22 protein-coding genes are annotated in these 25,690 nt (G+C 69.5%); 11 read left to right on the top strand and 11 right to left on the bottom strand.

Going from position 1 to position 25,690, the window contains the following annotated elements; translation table 11 throughout:
* The first annotated feature begins 62 nt into the window (after positions 1-62).
* On the top strand, positions 63-2,156 hold the full coding sequence (locus J2X41_RS05635) for a hypothetical protein (protein ID WP_310080321.1): 2,094 nt from the start codon (positions 63-65) through the stop codon (positions 2,154-2,156).
* Here J2X41_RS05635 and J2X41_RS05630 read toward each other — a convergent pair.
* On the bottom strand, positions 2,153-3,652 hold the full coding sequence (locus J2X41_RS05630; protein WP_310080318.1) for a tryptophan 7-halogenase: 1,500 nt from the start codon (positions 3,650-3,652) through the stop codon (positions 2,153-2,155). The genes J2X41_RS05635 and J2X41_RS05630 overlap by 4 nt on opposite strands.
* A gap of 187 nt (positions 3,653-3,839) precedes the next feature.
* On the opposite strand from J2X41_RS05630, the gene J2X41_RS05625 reads away from it, so the two are divergent.
* The 3 genes from J2X41_RS05625 (at position 3,840) to J2X41_RS05615 (ending at position 8,079) form a co-directional block, all read left to right on the top strand.
* The gene (locus tag J2X41_RS05625; RefSeq protein WP_310080727.1) at positions 3,840-4,850 is read left to right on the top strand and encodes a LacI family DNA-binding transcriptional regulator; all 1,011 of its coding nucleotides are present in this window, start codon (positions 3,840-3,842) and stop codon (positions 4,848-4,850) included.
* A 164-nt stretch (positions 4,851-5,014) separates the two neighbouring features.
* The gene (locus J2X41_RS05620; protein WP_310080316.1) at positions 5,015-6,853 is read left to right on the top strand and encodes an alpha-amylase family glycosyl hydrolase; all 1,839 of its coding nucleotides are present in this window, start codon (positions 5,015-5,017) and stop codon (positions 6,851-6,853) included.
* Positions 6,850-8,079: an MFS transporter gene (locus tag J2X41_RS05615; RefSeq protein ID WP_310080313.1), complete on the top strand. Its 1,230-nt coding sequence runs from the start codon at positions 6,850-6,852 to the stop codon at positions 8,077-8,079. The genes J2X41_RS05620 and J2X41_RS05615 overlap by 4 nt, the downstream gene beginning before the upstream one ends.
* Before the next feature lie 43 nt (positions 8,080-8,122).
* Here J2X41_RS05615 and J2X41_RS05610 read toward each other — a convergent pair whose 3' ends face one another.
* The 3 genes from J2X41_RS05610 to glmS all read right to left on the bottom strand — a co-directional run bounded on the left by J2X41_RS05610 (position 8,123) and on the right by glmS (position 11,549).
* Complete coding sequence (locus tag J2X41_RS05610; protein ID WP_310080311.1) at positions 8,123-8,452, bottom strand: hypothetical protein; 330 nt, start codon at positions 8,450-8,452, stop codon at positions 8,123-8,125.
* Positions 8,453-8,527: 75 nt separating this feature from the next.
* Positions 8,528-9,598 carry a ribosome small subunit-dependent GTPase A gene (rsgA, locus tag J2X41_RS05605; RefSeq protein ID WP_310080308.1) on the bottom strand — a complete coding sequence of 357 codons (1,071 nt, stop codon included), beginning with the start codon at positions 9,596-9,598 and terminating at the stop codon, positions 8,528-8,530.
* A gap of 130 nt (positions 9,599-9,728) precedes the next feature.
* Positions 9,729-11,549: a glutamine--fructose-6-phosphate transaminase (isomerizing) gene (glmS, locus tag J2X41_RS05600; RefSeq protein ID WP_310080305.1), complete on the bottom strand. Its 1,821-nt coding sequence runs from the start codon at positions 11,547-11,549 to the stop codon at positions 9,729-9,731.
* Between the two features lie 218 nt (positions 11,550-11,767).
* Between glmS and glmM the strand changes: the two genes are divergently transcribed.
* Positions 11,768-13,114, top strand: a complete 1,347-nt coding sequence (glmM, locus tag J2X41_RS05595; protein ID WP_028040147.1) for a phosphoglucosamine mutase — start codon at positions 11,768-11,770, stop codon at positions 13,112-13,114.
* Positions 13,115-13,176: 62 nt separating this feature from the next.
* A complete protein-coding gene (locus J2X41_RS05590; RefSeq protein WP_310080302.1) occupies positions 13,177-13,554 on the top strand; it encodes a PRC-barrel domain-containing protein in 378 nt (125 codons plus the stop codon).
* 81 nt (positions 13,555-13,635) lie between these two features.
* Here J2X41_RS05590 and J2X41_RS05585 read toward each other — a convergent pair whose 3' ends face one another.
* From J2X41_RS05585 to J2X41_RS05570, 4 genes are all read right to left on the bottom strand, one after another.
* Positions 13,636-14,325 carry an alternative oxidase gene (locus tag J2X41_RS05585; protein WP_310080298.1) on the bottom strand — a complete coding sequence of 230 codons (690 nt, stop codon included), beginning with the start codon at positions 14,323-14,325 and terminating at the stop codon, positions 13,636-13,638.
* Positions 14,326-14,462: 137 nt separating this feature from the next.
* On the bottom strand, positions 14,463-16,202 hold the full coding sequence (locus J2X41_RS05580; protein ID WP_310080295.1) for a gamma-glutamyltransferase: 1,740 nt from the start codon (positions 16,200-16,202) through the stop codon (positions 14,463-14,465).
* A 36-nt stretch (positions 16,203-16,238) separates the two neighbouring features.
* Positions 16,239-16,541, bottom strand: a complete 303-nt coding sequence (locus J2X41_RS05575; RefSeq protein WP_028040149.1) for a transcriptional regulator — start codon at positions 16,539-16,541, stop codon at positions 16,239-16,241.
* A gap of 2 nt (positions 16,542-16,543) precedes the next feature.
* Positions 16,544-17,110 carry a hypothetical protein gene (locus J2X41_RS05570; protein ID WP_310080292.1) on the bottom strand — a complete coding sequence of 189 codons (567 nt, stop codon included), beginning with the start codon at positions 17,108-17,110 and terminating at the stop codon, positions 16,544-16,546.
* Between the two features lie 348 nt (positions 17,111-17,458).
* Between J2X41_RS05570 and J2X41_RS05565 the strand changes: the two genes are divergently transcribed.
* On the top strand, positions 17,459-19,870 hold the full coding sequence (locus tag J2X41_RS05565) for a membrane-bound PQQ-dependent dehydrogenase, glucose/quinate/shikimate family (RefSeq protein ID WP_310080290.1): 2,412 nt from the start codon (positions 17,459-17,461) through the stop codon (positions 19,868-19,870).
* 141 nt (positions 19,871-20,011) lie between these two features.
* On the opposite strand, the gene J2X41_RS05560 is transcribed toward J2X41_RS05565, so the two are convergent.
* Positions 20,012-20,431 carry a hypothetical protein gene (locus J2X41_RS05560; RefSeq protein ID WP_310080288.1) on the bottom strand — a complete coding sequence of 140 codons (420 nt, stop codon included), beginning with the start codon at positions 20,429-20,431 and terminating at the stop codon, positions 20,012-20,014.
* A complete protein-coding gene (locus tag J2X41_RS05555) occupies positions 20,428-21,171 on the bottom strand; it encodes a DUF6065 family protein (protein ID WP_310080287.1) in 744 nt (247 codons plus the stop codon). Before J2X41_RS05555 ends, J2X41_RS05560 begins: the two co-directional genes overlap by 4 nt.
* A gap of 83 nt (positions 21,172-21,254) precedes the next feature.
* Between J2X41_RS05555 and J2X41_RS05550 the strand changes: the two genes are divergently transcribed.
* The 4 genes from J2X41_RS05550 to J2X41_RS05535 all read left to right on the top strand — a co-directional run bounded on the left by J2X41_RS05550 (position 21,255) and on the right by J2X41_RS05535 (position 23,794).
* The gene (locus J2X41_RS05550) at positions 21,255-21,761 is read left to right on the top strand and encodes a prolyl-tRNA synthetase associated domain-containing protein (protein ID WP_310080286.1); all 507 of its coding nucleotides are present in this window, start codon (positions 21,255-21,257) and stop codon (positions 21,759-21,761) included.
* Positions 21,762-21,890: 129 nt separating this feature from the next.
* Entirely contained in the window at positions 21,891-22,820 is a 930-nt protein-coding gene (locus tag J2X41_RS05545) for a co-chaperone YbbN (RefSeq protein WP_310080285.1), read from the top strand.
* Between the two features lie 29 nt (positions 22,821-22,849).
* Positions 22,850-23,515 carry an LON peptidase substrate-binding domain-containing protein gene (locus tag J2X41_RS05540; RefSeq protein WP_310080284.1) on the top strand — a complete coding sequence of 222 codons (666 nt, stop codon included), beginning with the start codon at positions 22,850-22,852 and terminating at the stop codon, positions 23,513-23,515.
* Between the two features lie 78 nt (positions 23,516-23,593).
* Entirely contained in the window at positions 23,594-23,794 is a 201-nt protein-coding gene (locus J2X41_RS05535; protein ID WP_310080282.1) for a Trm112 family protein, read from the top strand.
* Between the two features lie 131 nt (positions 23,795-23,925).
* Here the strand turns inward: J2X41_RS05535 and J2X41_RS05530 are convergent, their stop codons facing one another.
* The gene (locus J2X41_RS05530) at positions 23,926-25,176 is read right to left on the bottom strand and encodes a UbiH/UbiF/VisC/COQ6 family ubiquinone biosynthesis hydroxylase (RefSeq protein WP_310080281.1); all 1,251 of its coding nucleotides are present in this window, start codon (positions 25,174-25,176) and stop codon (positions 23,926-23,928) included.
* Positions 25,177-25,690: the final 514 nt, after the last annotated feature.

Below are 25,690 nucleotides of genomic sequence, written 5' to 3'. Positions count from 1 at the left end.
CGAGGAGACTAGGCGGCGGACGCGCCAGCGTCCGTCGCTTTTCGCGCGGTTGGAGAGGCTGGATGTTCAAGAACTTTCGATGGGCGGCCGCCGGCGTCCTGCTGTCGCTGAGCGTCTCGAGCCAGGCGTTGGCCAGGCCGGACTTGGCCTACCAGCTGACCGAGGGCCAGAACCTCAACGCCTTTGTCCGCGAGGACACGGTCGCCGCGCACCTGTTGCTGCGCAACGGCGTCGATCCGCGCATCCTAGTCGCCTTCCCGGCCGGCAACAGCGGCGTGGGCCTGTGGTTCGAGCCGACGGCCAAGCCGGCGACCTGGCGTCTGGACCAGCCGCCAAAGCCGCTCCGCCGTGGTGCGCTCAACGGCGTGATCGCCCGCGCCAGCCTCGACGCGCCAAGACTGGTCGCCAAGCAGGCAGTGCTCTCCAACGTCCGCTACCTGCGGGACTATCAGGCGGTCGGCCGCTTTCCGGCTGAGGTCGCGACCAAACCGAAGATCCAGGGCGACACCCTCACCTGGCGGCGCGCCCGCCTCGACGGCGGGCCCGGCTACGCGCTGACGATCCGAGTCATCGGCGGCCGCATCGACCAGGGCGCCATTGTCGCGGGACCCGACGGACGGATCGCGCTGGAGATCACGGCGCTGAGCGGCGATACGCCGCTGACGCCGCTGCCGGTCGGGCAGCTGCTCGACGCCCAGGCGGCCGCCGATCCCGGCGTCCGCGACGCCCTGGCCTTTCTCAGCTATCGCGAGAAGTTCCTGGCCGGATCCTGGCGCTTCAACACCTATTTCGGCCGCGACACCCTGATGTCGGTGCGGCTGTTGATGCCCGCCCTGCGGCCGGCGGCGGTCGAGGCGGGGCTCAATTCGGTGCTGGCCCGGCTGTCGCCCGGCGGCGAGGTGGCGCACGAGGAGGGCATCGGCGAGTTCGCCGTCGTCCAGAACCGCAAGGTCGGCCGCGACGGCGACGCGGCCGAGCTCGACTACGGCATGGTCGACGACGACTACATGCTGGGCGCCGTCGCCGCCGACTACCTGCAAGGCCCCGGGCAGGCGCGGGCGCGGACCTGGCTGGCCCAGCCCTTGGCCAGGGAGAGCCAGCCCGGCGTCCGCACGCCGACCGGCGCCATGCTGGTCAGCAACCTGCGCTTCGTGCTGAACCAGGGCCGCGGGTTCGCTGACGCCCCCTCGGCTCGGACGCTGGTCTCGATCAAGCCCGGCCGGATGACCGGGGAGTGGCGCGACAGCAACGAAGGGCTGGGCCGCGGGATCTATCCCTACAACGTCAACGCCGCCCTCGTGCCGGCCGCGATCGAGGCGGCCGACCGCCTGTTCCGCGCCGGCCTGCTGGACCCCTATCTTTCGGCCGAGGATCGCGCGCTGTTCGCCGACGCCGGCCGGATGGCCCAGGTCTGGCGCGCCCGGGCGCCGCCGCTGTTCCGGGTCGAGCTGCCGGCCGCCGAGGCGGCCGTATCGATCCGGTCCTACGCCGACAGCTTGGGCGTTCCCGCCGCCCCGGCCCTGAAGGCCCTGGCCGGGCGAGCGCTGGTGTTCCACGCCCTGTCGCTGGACGCCACGGGCAAGCCCGTGCCGATTGTCAATTCCGACGAGGGTTTCGCCCTGCTGTTCGGCCATCCCTCGGCGGCGGATCTGGACACCTATGTCACAGCGACGATGCGTCCCTTTCCGGCGGGCTTGATGACCGACGTCGGCCTGGTGGTCGCCAACGCCGCCTTCGCCGATCGTGAGACGCAGGCCCGTTTCACCCCGGCCGCCTATCACGGCGCCGTGGTCTGGTCCTGGCAGCAGGCGCTGCTGGCCGCCGGGCTCGAGCGGCAACTGGCCCGGTGCGACCTGCCCGCGCCGCTGCGCGCCAAGCTGGTCGCGGCTCAGGCCGAGCTGTGGCGGGCGATCCGCGCCACCCGCGCGGTGCAGAGCTCCGAACTGTGGTCCTGGGCCTTCCGGAACGGTCGCTACGAGGTCGTGCCGTTCGGCGCGGGCAAGGCCGATGTCGACGAGTCGAACGCGGCGCAGCTGTGGAGCACGGTCTATCTGGCGGTGCGGCCCCCTCTTGAATCGGGGCGTCCGGCCGCGAAGGCTAACCAGCCCGTCATCGGCGTGGGCGCGGCGCCCGAATGGAACCGCTGCCCGGGCTAGGCCGAGCTTCCGAGCAGGGCGGCGATGGCGTCGTCGTGCTTCGGCAAGGTCGGTGGCGCCCGCGCGATCACCGCCGCGATCTGCTCCAGCTGCTGGCGGTTGAGGGCCGGATCCAGCGTGTCGGCCAGGGGGCTGTAGCCCTCGGCGCGCACCCCCTGGCCTTCGAGTACGGCCAGCCAACTGGCCTCGCGGAACAGCTCGTCGGGCGTCAGCATCAGCCGTCCGGCGCGCCGATACTGCTCCTCCCTGTCGACCAGGCTATCGGGCAACGCCATGTGGCGCGTATGCCGCCAAAGCGGCGACTTGTGCCCCTCGGTGGCGTGATAGTGCAGGATCAGGAAATCCTTGATCCCGTCCATGTCGCGGCCGAACAGCGTGTTGAACTGCCTGGCCAGACCCGGGTCGCAGTCTTGGTCGGGAAACAGCGTGATCAGCTTGGCGATGGCGCTCTGGATCAGGTGGATGCTGGTCGACTCCAGCGGCTCCAGGAAGCCGGACGACAGGCCTATGGCCACCACGTTCTTGCGCCAGGTCTCGCGCCGGAAGCCGGCCTTGAACCGCAGGAAGCGCGGCGCGTCCAGCGCCGCGCCGTCCAGGCCGGCCAGCAGGGTCGCCGCGGCCTCGTCGTCCGAAAGGAAGGCGCTGGAATAGACGTAGCCGTTGCCGGTGCGGTGCTGCAGGGGAATCCGCCATTGCCAGCCGGCCTCGCGCAGGGTCGCGCGCGTGTAGGGCGTGGTCTCGGCCACCCGGGCGCAGGGCGCGGCGACGGCGCGGTCGCAGGGCAGCCAGTGCGACCAATCCTCGAAGCCGGCCTCCATCACCCCGTCGATCAGCAGGGCGCGAAAGCCCGAGCAGTCGAGGAACAGCTCGCCCTCGATCCGCTCGCCGCGATCAGTGGTCAGGGCGGTGACGAAGCCGGTGTCGGGCGCGCGCTCGACCGTCTCCAGCTTGCCCTCGTGCCGCGTGACGCCGGCGGCTTCGGACAGGCCGCGCAGGTACCGCGCATAGAGCGTCGCATCGAACTGGTAGGCGTAGCCCAGCGTCGACAGGATCGACCGCGCCTCGTCGACCGGCTTGGCGAACCGGTTGGCGGTCGCCAGCTGGGTGGCCAGCGAGAAGGCCGACAGCGGACCGTCGAACCCCTCGGCGCGGGCCTTCAGCCAGCGCTGGTGGAAGGGAACGGGCCCCAGGTCGACGCCGTAGCGTCCGAACGGATGGAAATAGCGGCTGCCCGGACGGGCCCAGTCGACGAAGGCGATGCCCAGCTTGTAGGTGGCCTTGGTGGCGCGAACGAACGCGGCTTCGTCCAGGCCGATCAGGTCGTTGAACCACTGGATCGTCGGGATGGTCGCCTCGCCGACGCCGACCGTGCCGATCGCCTCGGACTCCAGAAGATCGATCTTCAGTCGGGACCCGAAGGTCTTGGCCAGGGCGGTGGCCGCCATCCAGCCGGCCGTGCCGCCGCCCAGGATCACCAGACGCTCAACGCGGTTCATTGCCGGCTCCCCATTTTTGAGCGCCATATTGCAATCGTTTGTATGAAAGGCAACATGGATTGCGACGGCCGCCCGGGCCGAAAGCCCCCTGGGCTAGGCGGGTGAATCGGATTGCCGTACAGCTCCGTGGGGTTGGACAGGCGCAGGGGCTCTCGCCGCAAGCGCCGATCGAAGAAGGGGAAGGTCTCTGGAAAAGCCGGTTCGCATCCGCACGCTTGCCGACCTGGCCAAGATCGCCGGCGTGAACACCGCGACCGTCTCGCGCGCCCTGGCCGACAGTCCGCTGGTCAAGACCGACACCAAGGCTCGCATCCAGGCGCTGGCCCAGGCGCATGGCTTCCGCCCCAACCAGATGGCCAGGCGGCTGCGGGCCCAGCGCACGGGCGTCATCGGCGTCGTGGTGCCGCTGGGTCACGAGAAGCGCCAGCACCTGTCCGACCCGTTCTTCATGACGATGCTGGGTCACCTCGCCGACGCCCTGACCGAGAACGGCTACGACATCATGCTGTCGCGGGTCATCCCCGACACCGCCGACTGGCTGGAAGCGATCATCGGCTCGGGCATGCTGGACGGCGTGCTGCTGATCGGCCAATCGGACCAGTTCGAGGCCATCGAGCGCGCCGCGGCCCACTATCGGCCCCTGGTCGCCTGGGGCAGCCATTGGTCCGGCCAGAGACACTGCTCGGTCGGCACCGACAATTTCGCCGGCGGCTGGCTGGCCGGCGAACGCCTGACGGCGGCCGGGGCGCGCCGCATCGCCTTCCTGGGCGAGGTCCGCACGCCGGAAATCGGCCAGCGCCATGCCGGCCTGTGCGCGGCCTTGCAGGCGCAGGGCCTGCCCGCCCCGCTGCAGTTTGACGTGCACCTGGCCTCCGACGTCATGGAGCGGGAGATCTCCGCCCATATCGCCCAGGCCGGCGAGGACATCGACGGCGTGTTCGCGGCGTCCGACGTGATCGCCATGACGGCGCTGCGCGTGCTCGCCGACAGGGGCAAGGTCGTTCCGGACCAGGTCCGGGTGGTCGGCTATGACGATATTCCGCTGGCCGCCCAGACCGTGCCACGCCTCACCACCGTCCGGCAGGACATCGCCACCGGCGCCAAGGCGATGGTCGACGCCCTGTTCGCCCGCATCGCGGGCGAAGACGCCGCCTCGGTCCAGATGATCCCCGTGCTCGTCCGGCGCGACACGGCTTGAGTTGGGCGCCAACAGACGTATTCCTCAAATGCAAAGGATTGCATTTATCATTGCAATCCTTTGTTGTTGCGATATCCAAGTGTAGCCGACGCCCTCTTTGAGCCTCCGCGCCGCCTCGACGCCGGATGGCGGTTGGCGTTCGTCTAGCTGGATTGCGACTTTCCATGACGTCCACGAGCCCTTCCGTTCCGCCCGCGACGGATCCGCATGAGAACGACGTCGGGCGTCGGTGCCTGGCCCACTGGCCGCGACTTGAGGCGAAACTGGCCGAGGTCTATGGCGGGAACCCGCGCTGGGCGACCTTCGTCGCGGCGCTTAAGGACCGGGTCTGGGCGGCGGCGATCGCGCGTCCGCCGGCGTTGCGCGACCTCGACGCGCGCCGAGAGGCGTCTCCCGACTGGCTCGGCGCGCCGGGCCAGGGCGTCTATACCTTCTATGTCGACCGTTTCGCCGGCGATCTCCCGGGCGTGCGGAAACGCCTCGACTATCTCGACGACCTGGGCGTGCGCTGGCTGCATCCCTTGCCGCTGCTCAAGTCCCGTCCGGGCGACAGCGACGGCGGCTTCGCCGTGGCCGACTACCGCCAGGTCGATCCGCGCCTGGGCGACATGGACGATCTGGAGGCCCTGGCCGCCGACCTGCGAGACCGCGACATGGGCCTGATCCTGGATGTCGTCTGCAACCACACGGCCCGCGAACACGCCTGGGCCGCGGCCGCCCGGGCCGGCGATCAGGCCTATCGCGACTACTACATCACGCTGGACGCCGAAGAAGCCGCCGAACGCGAGCGGCATCTGGTCGATGTCTTTCCCGACACCGCGCCGGGCAGCTTCACCTTCGACCCGGACATGGACGGCCATGTCTGGACGACCTTCTATCCGTTCCAATGGGACCTCAACTACGCCAATCCGGCGGTCTTCGCCGAGATGCTGGAGGTCCTGGTGTTCCTGGCCGCGAAGGGCGTGCAGGGCTTCCGCCTCGACAGCGCGCCCTATCTCTGGAAGGCGGCCGGGACGACCAGCCGCAACCGACCCCAGGCCTATGCGATCGTCGAGGCGTGGCGCGAAGCCCTGGCCATTATCGCGCCGTCGACGGTGCTGGTGGCCGAGGCGATCGAAAGCCTGGACGACGTCCTGCCGTTCTTCGGCCGTGACGGAAGCGGCTGCGACCTGGCCTACAACAACGCGGTGATGACCGCGCTCTGGGGCGCCTTGGCCGACGGCGACGCCGGCGTCTTCGACCGCTGCCTGGCGGCCTCGGCCGGCAAGCCGCGACGCGCGGCCTGGCTCAACTATGTGCGCTGCCACGACGACGTGATCTGGAACGCCTTGGCGGCCTACGCCTCGCCGCGGGACCTGGACCGGTGGTCGGCCTTCTATGGCCAGGGCGGCGGATTCTCGCACGGACGGGCCTTCCAGACCGCCGGCGGCGGCGCGCCGTCGACCAACGGCATGGCCGCGGCCCTGGCCGGTCTGGCGCCGGGCGAGGGGCCAGGGTCGGCGGGCGCCGAGCGCCTGGCCCTGCTTTACGGCGTCATCCACGCCCTGGACGGCTGGCCGCTGATCTATATGGGCGACGAGATCGGCCTGCCGAATGACGAGGCCTATGCGGATGATCCGCTGCGCGCGACCGACGGGCGCTGGCTGCATCGCCCGGCGATGGACTGGAGGGCGGCCGCGCGCCGGAATCGGGCCGGGACGCTGGAAGCCGAGCTCTTCACGCACTTCCGCCAGCTTGGCGACCGGGCCAGGGCGCTGACCGACCTCGGCGTCGCTGGCCCGGCCCGGCCGGTCGACCTGGGATCGCCGGCGATCCTCGCCTTCGAACGGACCGAGGGCGCGCGGAGCCTGCTCTGTCTGGCCAATCTCACGGATATCCCGCGCTCCACCCTCCTGCCGGCGACCTTTTCGGCCGCGACGCGCGACGTGCTGACCGGACGAGAGCGAACCGGCGAGACAATCGACCTGGGGCCCTACGACCTCGTCTGGCTGGTGACCCCATGACTCCCGCCGCTTCAGGCCCGCGCGCGTCGAACATCCGGCTGATCAAGCTGATGACGTTCCTGATGTTCATGATGTTCGCCATGACCACCGACGCGGTGGGAGTGATCATCCCGCAGATCATCAAGACCTTCGGCCTGGACCTGACCGCGGCCGGCGCCTTCCACTACGCGACGATGGGCGGCATCGCCCTGTCGGGCCTGTGCCTGGGGTTCCTGGCCGACCGCATCGGTCGCAAGGCGACGATCATCGTCGGCCTGGTCGGGTTCGCGGCCTCGGCCCTGGTCTTCGCCGTAGCCGAACGGTTCGCCGTCTTCGTGGTCCTGCTGTTCGTGTCGGGCGCGGCGATCGGCGTGTTCAAGACCGGCGCCCTGGCCCTGATCGGCGACATCTCCCGTTCGACCCGCGACCACACCGCGACCATGAACGCCGTGGAGGGCTTCTTCGGCGTGGGCGCCATCCTCGGGCCGGCCATCGTCGCGGCGCTGCTGGCGGCGGGCACGTCGTGGAAGTGGCTCTATGTGATCGCCGGCGGTCTTTGCGTGGTCCTGACGATCACGGCGCTGCTGATCCGCTATCCCGCGCCGCAGGGCCAGGGCGAGCCGGTCGACCTGGCCGGGGTGCTGCGCGTCGCCGGCGATCCGCACGCCCTGGTCTTCAGCGCCGCGGCCATGCTGTACGTCGGCGTCGAGACGGCGATCTATGTGTGGATGCCGACCCTGCTGGCGGGTTATCGCGGCCCGGGCGTCGGGCTCGTGGCCTTCGCCCTGCCGATCTTCTTCGTGCTGCGGGCCAGCGGCCGGTTCCTGGGCGCCTGGATGCTGGCCCGCCTGAAGTGGACCCTGGTGCTGGCGATCTGCGCCGTGGCGATCCTGGCCTGTTTCGCCGGCGCCCTGGTCGGCGGACAGGCCGGGGCGGCGGTCCTGCTGCCGCTGTCGGGCCTGTTCATGTCGGTGGTCTATCCGACCCTGAACTCTAAGGGCATCAGCGGCTTTCCCAAGGCCGAGCACGGGGCGGTGGCCGGGGTCATCCTGTTCTTCACCTGCGTCAGCGCGGTGATCGCGCCCCTGGCCATGGGCGTGGCGAGCGACGTCTTCGGCGGCCCGGCCTACGGCCTGGCGCTGGCCTGCGGCCTGGCCCTGATCCTGGCGCTGGCCGCCCTGGCGAACGCCGTCTGGACGCCGTTCGAGCGGCGTCTCGCGACGTGCGACGACCGCGAGTACGGCTGACGCGGCGCCGGCGGCGTCCTCGACGTTCGCGGCAGGTTCGCCGCTATACAGCGCCGTCCGGTCCAGCGGCCTCGTCGCGGAATTCAGCCGCCGGGACGAAGACCGCGCCGTTTTCGTCCAGCACCCACGCCCCCACGAACGCGGGATGGTCCGGATCGAGATCCTCGTCGATCAGGTCGCCGTCGTAGAGACCGATGGTGCTGTAGTCGAAGTCCAGCGAGAGCTGATGGGCGAAGCCCGCCATCTCCTCGGCCATCCGGCGCGAATAGCCCAGGACTTCGCTCTCGTTGGCGAATTCGTCCGTCAGCGTGCTGACTTCCGCCGCATCGCTGCCTTGGGTCGCACTGGTCGTGACGATGGTATAGGCGGGCATGGTCATCTCTCGTGAATCTGGAACCCTCACCTAGCCCGGTTCGCTCGCGGGCGTGGTCCGGATTCCGAAAAAACTTCAGTGGGGACCCCGGTCGTTCCTCTTGGTGGCGCGGTAGACTTTTTGCAGCCCGCCCTGGCGGCGGCGTTCGGCGTCCCTGGCGGCGCGTTCGGCCTTCTCCTCCACCGCCGCCAATTCGAGGCCGAGCTTCTGGAAGTGCGCCCAGCGGTCCGCATCGAGAGTCCCGCTTTGCAGGGCGTCGCGAACCGCGCAGCCGGGTTCGTTGGCGTGGCTGCAGTCGTTGAATCGACAGGTTTCGGCCAGGCGCTCGATATCGTCGAACACCATGCCGACCCCGTCTTCGGCGTCGATCAGCCCGACCTCCCGCACGCCGGGGGTGTCGACGATCATGCTTCCGCCGGGAAGCAGGACCAGCTGGCGGTGGCTGGTGGTGTGGCGTCCCTGGTCATCGGATTCGCGGATCGCCTGGGTCGCCATGCGTTGTTCGCCCAGGAGCACGTTGAGGAGGGTGGACTTTCCGACGCCGGACGAGCCGATCAGCACGCAGGTCTCGCCCGGCGCCAGATGGGCCAGCAGGGCGTCGAGGCCGAGGCCTTGCCGGGCCGAAACCATGATCACTGGGCAGCCCGGCGCAAGGGCCGCGATCTCGGCGGCCTGCGGGCCCGACTCGATGCAGAGGTCCGACTTGGTCAGCACCACCACGGGGCGCGCGCCGCTCTGCCAGGCGGCGGCCAGATAGCGTTCGATCCGGCGGGGATTGAGGTCGGCGTTCATCGAGGTGACGACGAAGGCCAGGTCGATGTTGGCGGCGATGACCTGCGGCGTCTGCACGCTGTCGGCGGCCCGGCGCACGAAGGCGGTGCGGCGGGGTAGGACGGCGTGGATGGTGGCCGTGCGTTCGGCGAGGTTCGTCGACAGCGCCACCCAGTCTCCCACGGCGGGGTGGCCGGCCTCCTGGGCCTGGTGACGCAGGCGGCCGGAAAGCTTGGCGCGCAGCTCACCCTGGTCGGTGATCACCCCATAGCCGTTCCGCTGCTGGACGACGACACGCCCCGGCGCGTGGCCAGCCCGTGCGTGACCTTCGAAGGCCCGCGCCAGCAGATCGGACCATCCGTACTGTCTGATCAAGTCAGGGGCTTTCAAATCGTCAGCGATCCATCGCCACCGTTCGGCGCACTCTATGGCCGGCGGTCCGCGACGGCCAGCCATTCCCGCCGCCGCCGGAAGACTCGACCAGGCGCGGGGCGGCCGGCGCGGACTATTCCACGGTGACGGACTTGGCGAGGTTGCGCGGCTGGTCGACGTCCGCCCCCTTCACCACGGCCACGTGATAGGCCAGCAGCTGGATCGGGGCCGACATCACCAGGGTCGAGACCAGCGGGTCGCTGGCCGGGGCGGTGACCACCACCCGGGCGCCGGCCGGGGCGTGCTTGGCGCCTTGTGGGTCGGTGATGAACACCACCTGGCCGCCGCGCGCCATCACCTCGCTCATGTTCGAGGCCGACTTCTCGAAATAGCTGTCATAGGGGGCCAGGATGATGATCGGCGTCTGGTCGTCGACCAGGGCGATCGGGCCGTGCTTCAGCTCGCCGGCGGCGTAGCCCTCGGCGTGGATGTAGCTGATCTCCTTCAGCTTCAACGCGCCTTCCAGGGCCAGGGCCGACATCGGGCCGCGGCCCAGGAACAGCACGTCGCGGGCCTTGGCGATGTCGACGGCGATCTCCTTGAGGGCGTCCTCCAGGCCGATGGCCTCGGCGATCAGGCGCGGGGCCTCCAGCATCAGCCGGACCATCCGCTGCTCCTCGGCCGCGTCGATCGTCCCACGCGCCTTGGCGGCGGCGACGGCCAGGGCGATCATCACGCTGACCTGGGCGGTGAAGGCCTTGGTCGAGGCCACGCCGATCTCGGGGCCGCAGTGGATCGGCCAGACCACGTCGACCTCGCGGGCCATGGTCGATTCCTGGGCGTTGACCACCACGGCGCTCTTCATGCCCTTGGCCTTGCAGTAACGCAGGGCCGCCAGGGTGTCGGCGGTCTCGCCCGACTGCGACATGGCGATGACCAGCGAGCCGGGCCGCAGGGCCGGCTGGCGGTAGCGGAACTCCGAGGCGATCTCGACGTCGACCGGCAGGTCGGCCAGCTGCTCGATCAGGTACTTGCCGATCACCCCGGCGATGTAGGAGGTGCCGCAGGCGACGATCTGGATGCGCTCCAAGGCCTTGAAGTCGATGTCGCCGGGCACGGCCGCGCGGGCGGTCAGGGCGTCGACATAGGCGGCGATCGTCCGCTGGCAGCCTTCCGGCTGGTCGTGGATCTCCTTCTCCATGAAGTGCCGGTAGTTGCCCTTCTCCATCATTACCGCCGAGGCGGGGACCACCTTGACGGGGCGTTGGACGGACGCGCCCGAAGCGTCGAAGATCCGGGCGCTGTCGTGGTCGATGGCCACGTAGTCGCCCTCTTCCAGATAGATCACCCGGTTGGTGAACGGGCCGACGGCAAGGGCGTCCGAGCCCAGGAACATCTCGCCCTTTCCCTCGCCGACCACCAGGGGGCTTCCTCGACGCGCGCCCAGGATCAGGTCGTCGGCGCCCTCGACCAGCACCGCCAGGGCGTAGGCCCCGGTCAGGCGGTCCAGGGTGGCCTTGAACGCCTCCAGCGGCGCCAGGCCCGTGGCCAGTTCGGCGTCGATCAGCTGGGCGATGACTTCGGTGTCGGTGTCGCTCTCGAACGTGCGGCCGGCGGCCTTGAGCTCGGCCTTGAGCTCGGCGAAGTTCTCGATGATGCCGTTGTGCACCAGGGTGACGCGGCCGGCGGTGTGGGGGTGGGCGTTGACGACGTTGGGCGCGCCGTGGGTGGCCCAGCGGACGTGGCCGATGCCGTTGCGGGCGACCAGCGGCTGCTCGGCCAGCACCGTTTCGAGGTTCTTGATCTTGCCCTGGGCCCGCCGCCGCTCGACTTTACCGTCAACGACGGCCGCCACGCCGGCCGAGTCGTAGCCGCGATATTCCAGCCGCTTGAGGCTGTCGACCAGGCGCCCGGCGACGGGCTCTTTTCCGACGATGCCGATGATGCCGCACATGGGCCATGATCCTTTGTAGAACGCCGCGCCTGGGACTATGGCTATGACACGGGTTATTTCGCGCTGGGCCTTTAGCATTCGTGCAGATCCAGCCCTCATAAATCTGCATTTCGGATCATTACGCTGTCCGATCTAGACCCCCGGATCATTCCGAAGGAATGATCCAAACCGAACAATTTGAGCGTGACGCTGTCACGCTCGGGCGAGACCAGACCACCATGAGCAAGCGCGCCTATTTCGGCACCGACGGCATCCGCGGCCAGGCCAACAAGCATCCGATGACCGCCGAGGTCGCTCTGCGGGTCGGCCTGGCGGCCGGCAAGCTGTTCCGCTCGCAGGACGACCGCCGCCACCTGGTGGTGATCGGCAAGGACACCCGCCTGTCGGGCTACATGATCGAACCGGCCCTGGTGGCCGGCTTCGCCAGCGTCGGCATGGACGTGCGATTGTTCGGCCCGCTGCCGACTCCGGCCGTGGCGATGATGACCCGCTCGATGCGGGCCGACCTGGGCGTGATGATCAGCGCCAGCCACAACGACTTCGCCGACAACGGCATCAAGCTGTTCGGCCCCGACGGCTACAAGCTGTCGGACGAGCAGGAGCTGAAGATCGAAGCCCTGATGGACGAGGGCCTGCAGGAAGGCCTGGCGCCGCCGCGCGGCCTGGGCCGGGTCAAGCGCATCGACGACGCCCAGGCCCGCTATGTCGAGATCGTCAAGGCCACCTTCCCGCGCCACCTGTCGCTGTCGGGCCTGCGGGTGGTGATCGACTGCGCTCACGGCGCGGCCTATCGCGTCGCCCCCACGGCGCTCTACGAACTGGGCGCCGAGGTGATCGAGGTCGGCGTCACCCCCGACGGGACCAACATCAACGCCGAATGCGGCTCCACCCACCCGGAAGCCATGGCCAAGCTGGTCCGGGAATATCGGGCCGACATCGGCATCGCCCTGGACGGCGACGCCGACCGGCTGGTGATCTGCGACGAGAAGGGCGTGGTGGTCGACGGCGACCAGATCATGGCCATCATCGCCCTGGCCCTGGCCAAGGCCGGCAAGCTGAAGGCGGGCGGCGTGGTCGCCACCGTGATGTCCAACCTGGGCCTTGAACGGCTGATGACCGACAATGGCCTGACGCTGGAGCGCACCAGCGTCGGCGACCGCTACGTGATGGCTCGCATGCGGGAGGGCGGCTTCAACATCGGCGGCGAGCAGTCGGGCCACGTGATCCTGTCGGACTTCTCGACCACCGGCGACGGTCTGATCGCGGCCCTGCAGGTTCTGGCGGTGATGATCCAGACCGGCCAGCCGATGAGCGCCCTGGGCCGGCAGTTCGAGCCGGTGCCCCAGCTGCTGGAGAACGTCCGCTTCGCTGGCGGCAAGCCGCTGGAGCACAAGACCGTCAAGGAGGCCATCGCCGACGGCGAGGCCCAGCTGAACGGCGCGGGCCGCATCGTCGTCCGCCCGTCCGGCACCGAACCGCTGATCCGCATCATGGCCGAGGGCGACGACCCGGCCCTGGTCAAGAAGGTGGTCCGGTCAATCGTCTCGGCCGTGAAGGCGGTCTGACGAGGCGCAACGGCGCGGCCGCTTCAACCGTTCATGAGGAATAACCCCAAGGGAGGTTCCCCATGGACGGCTCGACTTCACCCGCCACGACCGGCCATCCGATGATCATGGCCAATCGGGTCACCAGCACGCCGGTGTTCAACCGCGAGGGCGATCATATCGGCCATATCGACAATCTGTCGATCGACAAGGTTTCGGGCCAGGTGACCTACGCCATCCTGTCGTTCGGCGGGTTTCTCGGCATCGGCGACAAGTTGCATCCGTTGCCGTGGGACCGCCTGGAATACCAGCCCGAAAAGGCCGGCTACGTCGTGTCGCTGAGCAAGGAAGACCTCAAGGCCGCGCCCGCGCTCACCCGGGAGGACCTGGAGACGCTGGGCGCCGGTCCCGACTGGCGCGACGACATCGCGGCCTATTACGGCATGGGGCCGGCGATCTAGCCGCGTTCGGCTCGCTGCCCATGGACAACGCCCCGAGGGGTGAGCCTCGGGGCGCGCGCGGACCTGAGCTGGCGGGCGGCGTCAGGCCGCCGTCTTCCAGTTCGGTTCCAGCACCACGTGCGGCGGGCAGGGCGCGATCTGGCCGTGCGGCAGGCCGCGCAGTTCGTTGGCGAAGCCGTGGTTGACGTCGCGGTGGTGGGCCTCGTCGGCCCGCACCACCTCGACCACGTCGCGCAGGGTCGCGCCGGCCGGCAGGTTCCAGTAGTCCAGCGCGATCCGCGGCGCGGCCACGTTCTCGGACCGGCCCTCGTCGATCTCGGCCAGGTAGTGGGTGTAGCTGATCACCGCCTCCTCCTCGAAATAGCCGACCACGCGGTGGGCGGTGCGGGAGGAGACGAGATAGAGGCCGAAGAAGAACAGGTAGAACACCCACTGGGCGGCCACGACCACGAAGCGTTCGAACATCGTCGGCTTGGCCACCTGGATGAAGGTCATCAGGTGCATCCGCTCGTTCTCGGCCTCGTCCATCAGGGTCTTGATCCAGCCCCGGTCGTCCTCCATCCGGCGCAGGCACTTCAGGTGGTTCAGCGTCGCGCCGACCATACCGGGCACGGCGGCCACGGTCTCCAGGACCACGGCTCGGTGGCCGTAGCGCTTGGCGAAGAAGGTGTCGGCGAAGAAGCGCAGCAGCTTGACGAAGCCGTAGGCGACGCGATCCGAGGCGCCGGCGGGCTTGTGGTGGACGGTCAGGTCGATGGCTGGGCTGGTCATGGTGGTTGTCCCCGAGCCGGCCCGCGTCGGGCCGGTCATGAGGATGTGATACGCCTCGGCTCCGCCCCGGAAAATTCGGGGCCGCTCCCTAACGGACGCCCCCTAAGGGGGGCTACGTAGCTCCGTTCGATGGGACGTCACCAGCCGGCGGCGCGGCCCTCCGACAGCGCCTCGGGGGTGAACCCGGTCATCCGGCCGGTCCGAGGATCGCGCTTGATCATCACCAGCATGCCGGTGTCGACATAGCCGGCCTGGGAGAGGGCCACGCCGCGCCGCTTCATCGCGTCGATCACCTCGGCCTTGAAGCGCTTGTCGATCACGTTGACCGACAGGTCGGCGCTCATCTTGGCCAGGTCCAGGCCGTAGCCGCCAAATCGCGGGGTCAGGGCGACCCGTTCGGGATCCCAGCCGAAGTCCAGGACGCTGGAAACCATCTGGAAATCGCCCGGCCACAGCGAGACGGAAAACGTGCTTGCGGCCAGGACCAGCTTGTCGCCTTCGAAGGTCAGAACGGCCGACATCGGTTCGACCAGATAGCGGCCGGGCGGTGTGGCGTAGGCGGAATCAGCCGTGTAGGGGTGCAGCACGCCGGTGTTGTTGAGCGGGACGCCGCCGACAAAGATCCCGTTGGTCCCGAATGGCAGGGACTCGATCGTGTGCGTGCCGGCCACGGCATTGCCCTGGGCGTCGACCACGGTCACGGCGTAGCTGTGCGATCCCGGGGCGGGCAGGGACGTGCGATCGATCCTGGCCTGGACGTCGGTCCAGATCTCGCCGGCTCGCGGTCCGGCCAGCAACGCCGCCGGCTGGGCCGGATCTTCGAAGAAGGCGTGGGTGTTCAGCGCCGGCTCGGCGGCGACCGCGCGGCTGACGCGGACCATGGCTTCGAGACCGTCCAGCGATTGCGAGGGATGGCCGAGAGCGACGATGTCGCCATGTTCCAGCGCCTTGAGCGCCAGGAGCAGCCGCGTCCCACCGCTGTCGTGACCCGAAAGGCCGTAGACCGTGCGGCCGCGATAGGTGATCCGCAGCGGCGGCGTCCATTCGGCGCGGTAGTCGGCGAGGTCGGCGGCGGTCATGTCGCCGCCGTGGGCCCGCACCGCCGCGACGGCCGCCTTGGCCCAGGGGCCGGTCTGGACATAGGCCGCTCCCTGCAGCGCCACGCCGTCCAGGGTGTCGGCCATGGCCGGCAGCGTCAGGGTTTCGCCGACCCGATACGGCGCGCCGTCTGGATGGAAATAGGTCGCCCGACCATAGTCGGAAGCGCGCAGGGCGGCGCCGTACGCGCTGGCTATGCCGGCGTAGATCGGGGTCACGACGAAGCCCTCGCGCGCCATCCGCGCGGCCGGGCGGACCAGGTCGGCCCAGGGCAGGCGGCCGTCACGCCGATGCAGGGCCTCCAGTCCGGCGACCGCGCCGGGGACCAGCACCTGCTTGCCGACGGCCGTCTGGCCCGTCGTCCATTGGCCGTCCAGGCCGCGCACCGTCTTCAGCGGCGCGCCCAGACTGGTCACCTGGCCGGAGCGGGCGTCGTAGACCAGGGCGGCCATCGGTCCGGCCAGGCTGCTGGCGCCTGGCGTCTGCACGTAGTCGGCGAAGGTGACGGCGATGAAGGCGTCGGCCGCCGTGCCGCCTCGGCGCAGGATGTCCAGGCCGATCTGGACCGACCGGTCGTGGCAGGCGGCGACCATGGCGTGATCGGCCACGCCCATCGTGCCCTTCTTCGCCAGGTCCCGGGCCTCCAGAGCGGCGGCTTCCGCCGTTTCGCCGCCCCAGAAGGTGTCCGGCAAGCGGCGCTCGTCCGCCTGGGCGGGGCCGAAGGCCATGCCCAGCGCGAGCACGCCGGCGGCAAGGCGGGACAGAACCGTGATGCTCATCGGAGCCTCGTTTTTGCGGGTTGCGAGAGGGCGCGCCTAGTCGTCGTCCACGCCCTCGACCACGGCGCGCAGATAGTCGACATGGCGGCGGAAGGCCTTGCGGCCGGCGGGGGTCAGGGCGACGCGGGTGCGAGGCTTCTTGCCGACGAAGTCCTTGGCGATCGCCACATAGCCGGCCTTTTCCAGGGTGTTCAGGTGACTGCCGAGGTTGCCGTCGGTGGCCTGGGTCACGGCCTTGAGGCGCGAGAACTCCACCGGATCGGCGTCGCGCTCGGCGTGCAGCGCGGCCATGATCTTCAGCCGCAGCGGCTGGTGGATCAGTTCGTCCAGCTCGGCCACGCTCACGCCCTCCGCAGCCAGAGGCCGCCCACGAACAGCCCGCCGCCGCCGACCGCCGCCATCCAGAAGGCCAGCCACGGTTGGAAGAAGAACCAGCCGATCAGGGTGGCGACGAACACGCTGGCGCCGATCCACAGGTAGCGCGGCGCATAGGCGATACCGACGCCGCAATAGACCAGGCCCGCCACCAGGCCGGGAAACACCATGGCCGGGTCGAGGGAAGTCGGCCGGAACACCGTGAAGGTCGCGGCGATGAAGACCAGGATCGTCAGGACGCCGGCCACTGTCTTCCAGCCCTGCCCGGCCTTGGCGCCGCTCTGGGCGGTTCCCCTGGGGCGGCGGCCGAGCAGGAGGCTCGCCGCGATGCCGATCGCGTCCAGCACCAGCCAGGCCAGGCCCCAGCGTTCGGGCGGCAGCACGCCCATGGCGGTGTAGCCCAGGGCCCACACCACGCCCCAGACCATCAGGATCGGCCCGCCGACCTGGTAGCCCTTCAGCAGTCGGCCGCGGCCGGTCGTGCTCTCGATATCGGCCAGCGCGGACGCCGCCTCGGTCTTGGAAATGCCCATCGCACCCTCCTTTGAAGTTCGCGCCCAGAGCGCTCTGTAATGCAGAGTTATCAGATTCACATACTCTGTCAAGCAGAGTGTTCTGTGGTCACCATCTCGCGAGATCGGGCTGTCGCCTGAGACCAAAAAGCGGTTGTCATCCCGGGCGAGCGCGCGGCGCGAAGATCCGGGACCAGGACGTGGACTCAGAGCTTTCGGCGGTCCCGGATCGGCGCTCGGCTGCGCCGAGCTTGTCCGGGATGACAGGCTTTCGGTGCGAAACCGTATGCGATAGCCCCTCCAGCGAGGAACCGATGGCTCGTCGAACAGGTTCAATCCGCCTACGACCGTTCAGCGCGGAGCATGGCGATGGCGTCCCTGGCATCTTCACGGAAGGGCGCCGGCGGCTGGGCGGTCATGCTGCTGGGCGTGGTCCTGGCGCTGATCGGCGTGGTCCTGACGATCGGCGGCGCCTGGCTGGCCGCGCTGGGCGGCTCGCCCTACTACGTGCTGGCGGGCCTGGGCCTGCTGGTGTCCGGCGGACTGCTGGTGCGGCGACGGGCGCTGGGCGCCTGGATCTATGTCGGCGTGTTCATCGCCACTGTGCTGTGGGCGCTGTGGGAGGTCGGGCTGAACGGCTGGGCGCTGGTGCCGCGGGTGATCGCCCCCACCGTGCTGCTGGTCCTGGTGCTGGCCGCCCTGCCGGTGGTCGACCCCGGGCCGCCTGGCCGCCGCAAGTCGCTGGTCGGTTTCGCGGCCCTGGCGGTGTTCCTGATCGTCGGCGGGGTGGTGGTGGCCGGAGCCAACAAGGCCCGGGTCGACGGGCCGCTGCCGGCCGTCGCCGCCATGACCGACAACGACCCCTCGCTGATGCGGGTCGGCGTCGACTGGCCGGCCTATGGCGGCACCTATGCCGGCCAGCGCTATTCGTCGCTGGCCCAGCTGAACCCGATCAGCGTCCGCAAGCTGCAACGGGTGTGGATGATCCGCACCGGCGACATGCCCAGCGCGGCCGCCGAGGGCAAGTACGGCGCGGAGAACACCCCGCTGAAGGTGGGCGACACCCTCTATGTCTGCACGCCCAAGAACATCATGATCGCCATCGACGCGGCCACCGGCCAGACCCGCTGGCGCTACGACCCGAAGGTGCCCGACGAGGCCATCCCCTACACCGCCGCCTGCCGGGGGGTGTCCTACTACGCCACACCGGGCGCCGATCCCGCCCAGGCCTGCGCGACCCGGATCATCGAAGGCACGCTGGACGCCCGGCTGATCGCCGTCGACGCCCGCACCGGCGTCCCCTGCGCCGACTTCGGGACCAATGGCCAGGTCTCCACCGCCGCCGGCATGGGCCCCTCGGCGCCCGGCATGCTGTCGATCACCTCGGCCCCGACCATCGTGCGCGGCGTGATCGTCACCGGCCACCAGGTGCTGGACGGCCAGCGGCGCGACGCGCCGTCGGGGACGATCCAGGGCTATGACGCTGTGACCGGCGCCCTGCGTTGGGCCTGGGACATGGTCCGGCCGGACATCGCGACCCTGCCGCCGCAAGGCCAGACCTACACCAAGGGCACGCCCAACATGTGGACCACGGCCACCGGCGACGAGGCCCTGGGCCTGGTCTACCTGCCGCTGGGGGTCAGCGCCGCCGACTATTGGAGCTCCAGCCGCTCGCCGCTGGAAAAGCAGTACTCCACCTCGCTGGTCGCCCTGGACGTGACCACCGGCAAGCCGCGCTGGAGCTTCCAGACCGTGCACAACGACGTCTGGGACTACGACCTGGGCTCGCAGGGCACACTGGTCGACTTCCCGACCGCCGGCGGTCCGGTTCCCGCCGTGGTGCTGCCCAGCAAGCGCGGCGACGTCTTCGTGCTGGACCGGCGCACCGGCCGGCCGCTGACCGGCGTGCAGGAGCGGGCCGTGCCGCAGGGCGGACTGGAGCCGCAGCAGCGCGCCCCGACCCAGCCGTTCTCGCTGTACCACAGCCTGCGCAAGCCCGACCTGACCGAGAAGCGGATGTGGGGCATGTCGCCGGTCGACCAGATGATCTGCCGCATCCAGTTCAAGCGCGCCAAGTACGACGGCTTCTTCACCCCGCCGGTCGCCGACCGCCGCTACATCGAATACCCCGGCTATAACGGCGGTTCCGACTGGGGCGGCGTGGCCGTCGATCCCAGCCGCGGCGTGATCGTCGCCAACTACAACGACATGCCCAACTACAACCGCCTGGTGCCCCGCAAGGAGGCCGACGCCAAGGGCTGGACCCCGCGCGGCGACGCCCGCGGCGGCTCGATGAAGAAGGGCGCGGAAGGGGCGGGCGATCCGCAGGTGGGCACGCCCTACGCCATCGACGTCAACGCCGGTTGGCGGCTGCCGTTCACCGGCCTGCTGTGCAAGGAGCCGCCCTATGGCGGCATCCGCGCCATCGACCTGAAGACCGGCAAGACGATCTGGGACCGCCCGTTCGGCACGGCCCGCACCAACGGCCCGTTCGGGATCCCCTCGCACCTGCCGCTGAACATCGGCACGCCCAACAACGGCGGGGCGGTGGTCACGGCCGGCGGGCTGGTGTTCGTGGCCGCCGCCACCGACAACCTGATCCGGGCCATCGACCTGAAGACCGGCAAGACCGTCTGGCAGGACGTGCTGCCGGCCGGCGGCCAGGCCACGCCGATGACCTACGACGTCGGCGGCAAGCAGTACCTGGTCATCATGACAGGCGGCCACCACTTCATGGAGACGCCGATCGGGGATCAGGTGATCGCTTACGCGCTGAAGTAAGGGGGTGCTCAAATCAGCTGTCATCCCGGAAAGCGCGCAGCGCTTGTCCGGGATCCAGGGGCGGATGCACGGCTTTGGCACAGTCCCCTGGGTCCCGGACAGCCTCTGCGAGGCTTCCGGGATGACAACCGTGGAGGCTGCCTAGGCGAAGACCTCGACCTGGTTCTCGGGCGGTGAATACGGCCGCCCGAACAGGGACCAGTTCGTCTTGCGCCAATGGGGCAGGACGAGCGCGAAGTAGAGGGCCGTGGGGATCACGAAGACGAATATGCCTAGCAAGGGATAGTGCGCTCGCCAGTCAAAACCCGCCTGATGTCGATTCTGCAAGATCAGACCGAAGCTGATCGATTGCAGGACAATCGGCCATCGGCTGAGGCGCCACAGAGCGATCGCTTGGTAGGTCACAAAGCCTAGAGCCGCTGAGAGCGTTGTGAGCCACCAGAGGGTGATTCCCGACGCCGGGATCCTGCTGTTCGTCGCGAGCTGAAGCAGACCGATCAGCGACCAGACCACCACCAGGATTTTGATCGACAGCGGCGTACGGTGCGGTCGCGTCCTCACCCGACCTTCGGCGCCTTCAGCCGGCGCTTGTTGACGTGGGCCGCCGGGGCCGGGGCCTCGACCTCCTCCGGGTATTCGCCCTTGAAGTAGAAGCGCTGCCACGCCTCCTTCATCGCCTCGGGCTCGCGCTTGAAGATCCGGGCGTTGAACTCGCCGCGCTTGGCCGCCCAGGTGTCGTACTGCTTGCGCAGGTCCGGATTGGAGTTCATCGACCGGATCACCGGCTGCACCTGCTCCAGCGGCTTGTCCTGGATCATCATGAAGAAGCAGAACGGCTCGCCCTTCTCGAAGCGCACCGTGCCGGGGCGAGTGAAGATCCAGTTCATCGTGAAGGGGAAGGGCAGCCAGTCGGTCTCGACCAGCCCAGCCAGCGGCTGGACACCATCCTTGATATGATTTGGCGGACCCATGGTCCAGATCGACCAGCCCGGCGGGGTGCGGAACAGGTAGCCGGTGTGGAAGGTGATGGTGCCGCGCGAGAAGTGCGACTTGACGAAGTCGTCGAAGCCCGGATGCGGATGGTCGGCGCGGAAGGTGATGCAGTTCTGGTGCGCCCCGCCATCCCAGGTGGCCGTGAACCCGACCGGGCACAGGATCTCCCAGCCGGTGGTGTTGGCCATGGTCAGGGGCAGGCAGCGATAGGGATGGCGGTCGGCGAAATGGTCCATCCAGGCCCGTTGCGGCCGGCCCGGCACGATCTCGGGCGGACGGGCTTCGGTGGGGTAGCACTCCAGTTCCATGCGGGTCTCTTCTCGAACCAGTTTTGGTGGGGCCTGCTTTGCCGTCTGGTCTAGCGGGCGCGGGCTCGGCTAGGAAGTCCCTCATGAAGACCCGCGCCGACCTGCTGTCCTTCCTCGACGCTCACGGCGTCGCCCATTCCACCCTCGACCATTCTCCGGTGTTCCGGGTGGGGGAGGGGCAGGAGATCAAGGCGGCCCTGCCGGGCGGCCACACCAAGAACCTGTTTCTCAAGGACGTCAGGGGACAGCTGTGGCTGATCTCGGCCCTGGGCGAGACGGCGATCGACCTCAAGCGCCTGCACACGGTGATCGGTTCGGGCCGGCTGTCGTTCGGTAATCCGGAACTGATGATGGAGACCCTGGGCGTGACGCCGGGCTCGGTCACCGCCTTTGGCCTGATCAACGACACCGACCATCGCGTGCGCTTCGTGCTCGACGCAGGCTTAGCCAAGGCCGATCCGGTCAACTTCCACCCCCTGTCCAACGACGCCACCACGGCCGTGTCGCAGGCGGGCTTTCGCCGGTTCCTGGCCGCGCTGGGGGTCACGCCGATGGTCGTCGATTTCGCCGCCATGGCGGTCGTTCATTAAGCGGATCGACCGATTGCGAACCGCGCGCCGAGAGACCATCTTGGCCGCCAGGAGCGACGTTTCCCTCCCGCCCCCGCCGATCCATTCGGCGCCCCGTGCGTTCAAGACCCGCGTATTCAGAGAGACCCCATGGCCCTGATCGGCGAAAAACCCGCTCCCATCCAAGCCGGCGGCCCCAATGGGCAAGGGGGGGCCAAGAGCGCGCACATCAAGGACGGCACGGACGCCAGCTTCCTGGCCGACGTCATCGAGGCCTCCAAGATCCAGCCGGTCATCGTCGACTTCTGGGCCACCTGGTGCGGCCCGTGCCGCCAGCTGACCCCAGCCCTGGAAAAGGCGGTCAACGCCGCCGGCGGTGCGGTCAAGCTGGTCAAGATCGACGTCGACAAGAACCCCGGCTATTCGGGCCAGCTGCGCGTGCAGTCGATCCCCACCGTCTACGCCTTCGTCAACGGCCAGCCGGTCGACGGCTTCCAGGGCGCGGTGCCCGAGAGCGAGATCAAGGCGTTTATCGGACGCTTGTCCGGACCGCCGGCCGAGAGCGACGTCGACGCCCTGCTGGGCATGGCCAAGGAGTCGCTGGACCTCGGCGACCTGGGCGGCGCGGCCCAGGCCTTCGCCCAGGTGCTGCAGATGGACCCCGCCAACGTCAAGGCGATCGGCGGCCTGGCCCGCTGCTACCTGGCCGGCGGCGACCTGGAGGGCGCCCGCGAGGTGGCGGCCACGGCCCCGGCCGGCGCCAAGGACCCCGATCTGGAAAGCGTCCGCGCCGCCCTGGCCCTGGCCGAGGACGCGCCGTCCGAGACCGCGCCGTTCGAACGGCGCCTGGCCGCCGACCCCGACGATCACGAGGCCCGCTTCGAGTTGGCCAAGGCCCTGGCCGGCGCCGGCCAGCTTCAGGCCGCTTCCGACCATCTTCTGACCATCATCGAACGCGACCGTGCCTGGAACGACGAGGCGGCCCGCAAGCAGCTGCTGACCGTCTTCGAGGCCGCCGGCTATGCGTCGGAAACAGCCAAGGCCGGCCGCAAGCGGCTGTCATCGATCCTGTTCAGTTAGGCCAGGTGGGTCGGATAAGGGAGCGTCGCATGCCAGGATCCTATCGAAGGGCGGACGACCTGCCGCTGGTGATCCCGGTGTTCCCGCTGGACGGCGCCCTGCTGCTGCCGGGCGGCCAGCTGCCGCTGAACATCTTCGAGCCGCGCTACCTGAACATGTTCGACGACGCCATGTCGGGCGAGCGGATCATCGGCATGGTCCAGACCCGTCCGGGCGGCGAGGCCGAACGGCCCAACCTGGCGCCGGTGGGCTGCGCGGGCCGGGTGACCAGCTTCGCCGAGACCAGCGACGGCCGCTACCTGGTCACCCTGACCGGGGTCTGCCGCTTCCGGGTCGGCGACGAGCTGCCGGCCCGCGGACCCTATCGCCAGGTCCGCGCCGACTTCACGGCCTTCGAGGCCGACCTGCGCGAGGGAACGCCCGACAGCGCCGCGTCCGGCGACCCCTCGTCCCTGCTGGACGCCCTGCGCCGCTATCTGGACCATCGCGGCCTGGCCATCGACTGGAGCAGCGCCGAGGCCGCGCCGTCCGACGCCCTGATCAACAGCCTGGCCATGGCCCTGCCGTTCGAGCCGGTCGAGAAGCAGGCCCTGCTGGAAGCCCCGACCCTGGCCGAACGCCGCGAGACCCTGGTGGCCCTGCTGGAGATCGACGCGGCGGCGGGCGACGACGAAGACCCGACGATGATCCAGTGACCGCCTTTTCTCCCCGCGAGGGAAGGGAAGATCCCTTGATCGATTTGCTTGCGCTCTGAAACCGCCTAGAAACGCCCCATGACCGCCGCACCCCCGCCCCCGCCCGCCGATCTGGACCCGCGCCTGCTGGAGGTGCTGGTCTGTCCCGTCACCCGCGCGCCGCTGTTCTACGACCGGGCCCGGGGCGAGCTGATCAGCAACACGGCCAAGCTGGCCTATCCGATCCGCGACGGCGTGCCGATCATGCTGCCCGAGGAAGCCCGCAGCCTGGAAGAGTAGCGGCCGCGCTGAAGATCCTCCCCCCGTGGGGGAGGTGTCGGCGCAGCCGACGGAGGGGGGAGTCATCCCGCCTCATCAACACTCCCCCCACCGATTGCTCCGCGATCGCCTCCCCCACAGAGGGAGGACCGTTAAAGCGCCACGCCCCGCAGCAGCTTGGGCAGATCGCCGACCCCGCCGCCAGCCTCGTGCATGAAGAACCGGCGGGCCGGGGCGATGCGGTTGACCGCCGCCATGCCGACGCCGCGCGCCAGGCGCAGCAGCGGGTTGTCATTGGAGAACAGGCGCACGAAGCCGTCGAAGGCCAGGGCGTTGGACACGTTGTCGAACCGCCGCCAGCGGGCGTAGCGCTCGAGCGTAGCCTCGGCGCCGATGTCCTCGCCATTGCGCAGGGCTTCGGCCACCACCTCGGCCAGGGCCGCGGCGTCCTTCAGGCCCAGGTTCAGGCCCTGGCCGGCGATCGGGTGCACGCCGTGGGCGGCGTCGCCGATCAGGGCCAGGCGCGGGGCGACCAGCCGCTCGGCCAGCGACAGCGACAGCGGATAGACGAAGGTCGGACCGGCCATCTCGACCGCGCCCAGGAACTCGCCGAACCGCCGCATCAGGTGGGCGTGGAAGGCTTGCGGCGAAGCATGACGCAAGGCTTCGGCGCGGTCGGTGCTCTCGGTCCAGACCAGGCTGGCGCGATTGTCCGTCAGCGGAAGAATGGCGAACGGGCCGCTGGGCAGGAAATATTCGTGGGCCACGCCCTGGTGCGGATGCTCCATGCGGACGGTGGCCACCACGCCGCTCTGGCCGTAGCTCCAGCCGATGTCGCCGATGCCGGCGGCCTTGCGCAGGACGCCGTTGCGCCCCTCGGCGCTGACCACCAGCGGCGCGCTGAGGGTCCGACCGTCGGTCAGGGTCAGGGTCGCGCCGGCGGGGGTGACCTCCAGCGCCTTGGCGGCCGTCGGGGCCAGCACGGTGACGCCCTTGTCAAGCACCGTCCGGGCCAGGGCGGCGCGGATCTGGCGGTTCTCGATCAGATAGCCCAGGGGCTCGCCCTCGGAACGGTCGGCGATCTCGCCGCTGTCGAAGCGCAGGAAGAACGGCGAGGGGCCGCCCGTGCTTGGCCCCGGCGTCTTGCCGTCGGTGACCAGGATCTGCTCGATGCGCTGGGCGTGGGGCGCCAGGGCCTCGCCGGCCCCGATCGCCCGCCACTGGCGGAAAGACGAATAGGCGATGGCCGACGAGCGGCCGTCGAAGCTTTCCGCCAGCTGGGCGTCGAACGGCTGGGGATCGACCAGCAGGGCCTTGACCCCCGCCGAGGCCAGGGCGAGCGCCAGGGTGGTCCCGGCCATGCCGGCTCCGGCGATGATGACGTCGGCGTCGTGGTCGCGCATGGGCGGATATGGCGCGCGCGGGGCAGTGGTGTCTAGGGGGGCGGGGACGCGCACTCACGGCAGAGCGCCGGCCGGTTTGCAGGGCGTCGGTTGTGAGTGCGTGTCCCCAGCGGAGCCGCTGAGTTTGGTGTTGAGGTCTCACGACGCCGTGGATGGCGTTGGGGACATGCACTCACCCGACGGCCGTGGATCGATCTGCGAGGCCCTGCCGTGAGAGCACGTCCCCGGTTGCGCTCGGCGTTCAGCCAGCAAAGCCCCACGATTCCAACGCCCTGAACTTTTTCGACCCGATTTGATCCCCACCCTTCCAGACCGCCCTTATCCTGACCTCACCTCGACGCAGGGAAAGGGCGCATGGCCAGCGACCGATGCGGCGGCGGGGGGCGATCGAGCGGGAAGCTCCGTCGGCGGTCCTTTTGGACCAAACCTCGCGTCTCCAGGGCCGGCCGGGCATGGAACACTAAAACGGCGTGGCGCGAGGGCTGGCGGAGCAACAGGCGGGCGGTGACGCGCT

Origin of the sequence: Caulobacter sp. BE254 (assembly GCF_031457295.1) — a bacterium.
In the GTDB taxonomy this organism is placed as follows: Bacteria; Pseudomonadota; Alphaproteobacteria; order Caulobacterales; family Caulobacteraceae; genus Caulobacter.
The sequence above is the reverse complement of the archived record's forward strand: the minus strand, read 5'-3'. Positions and strand labels throughout refer to the sequence as shown.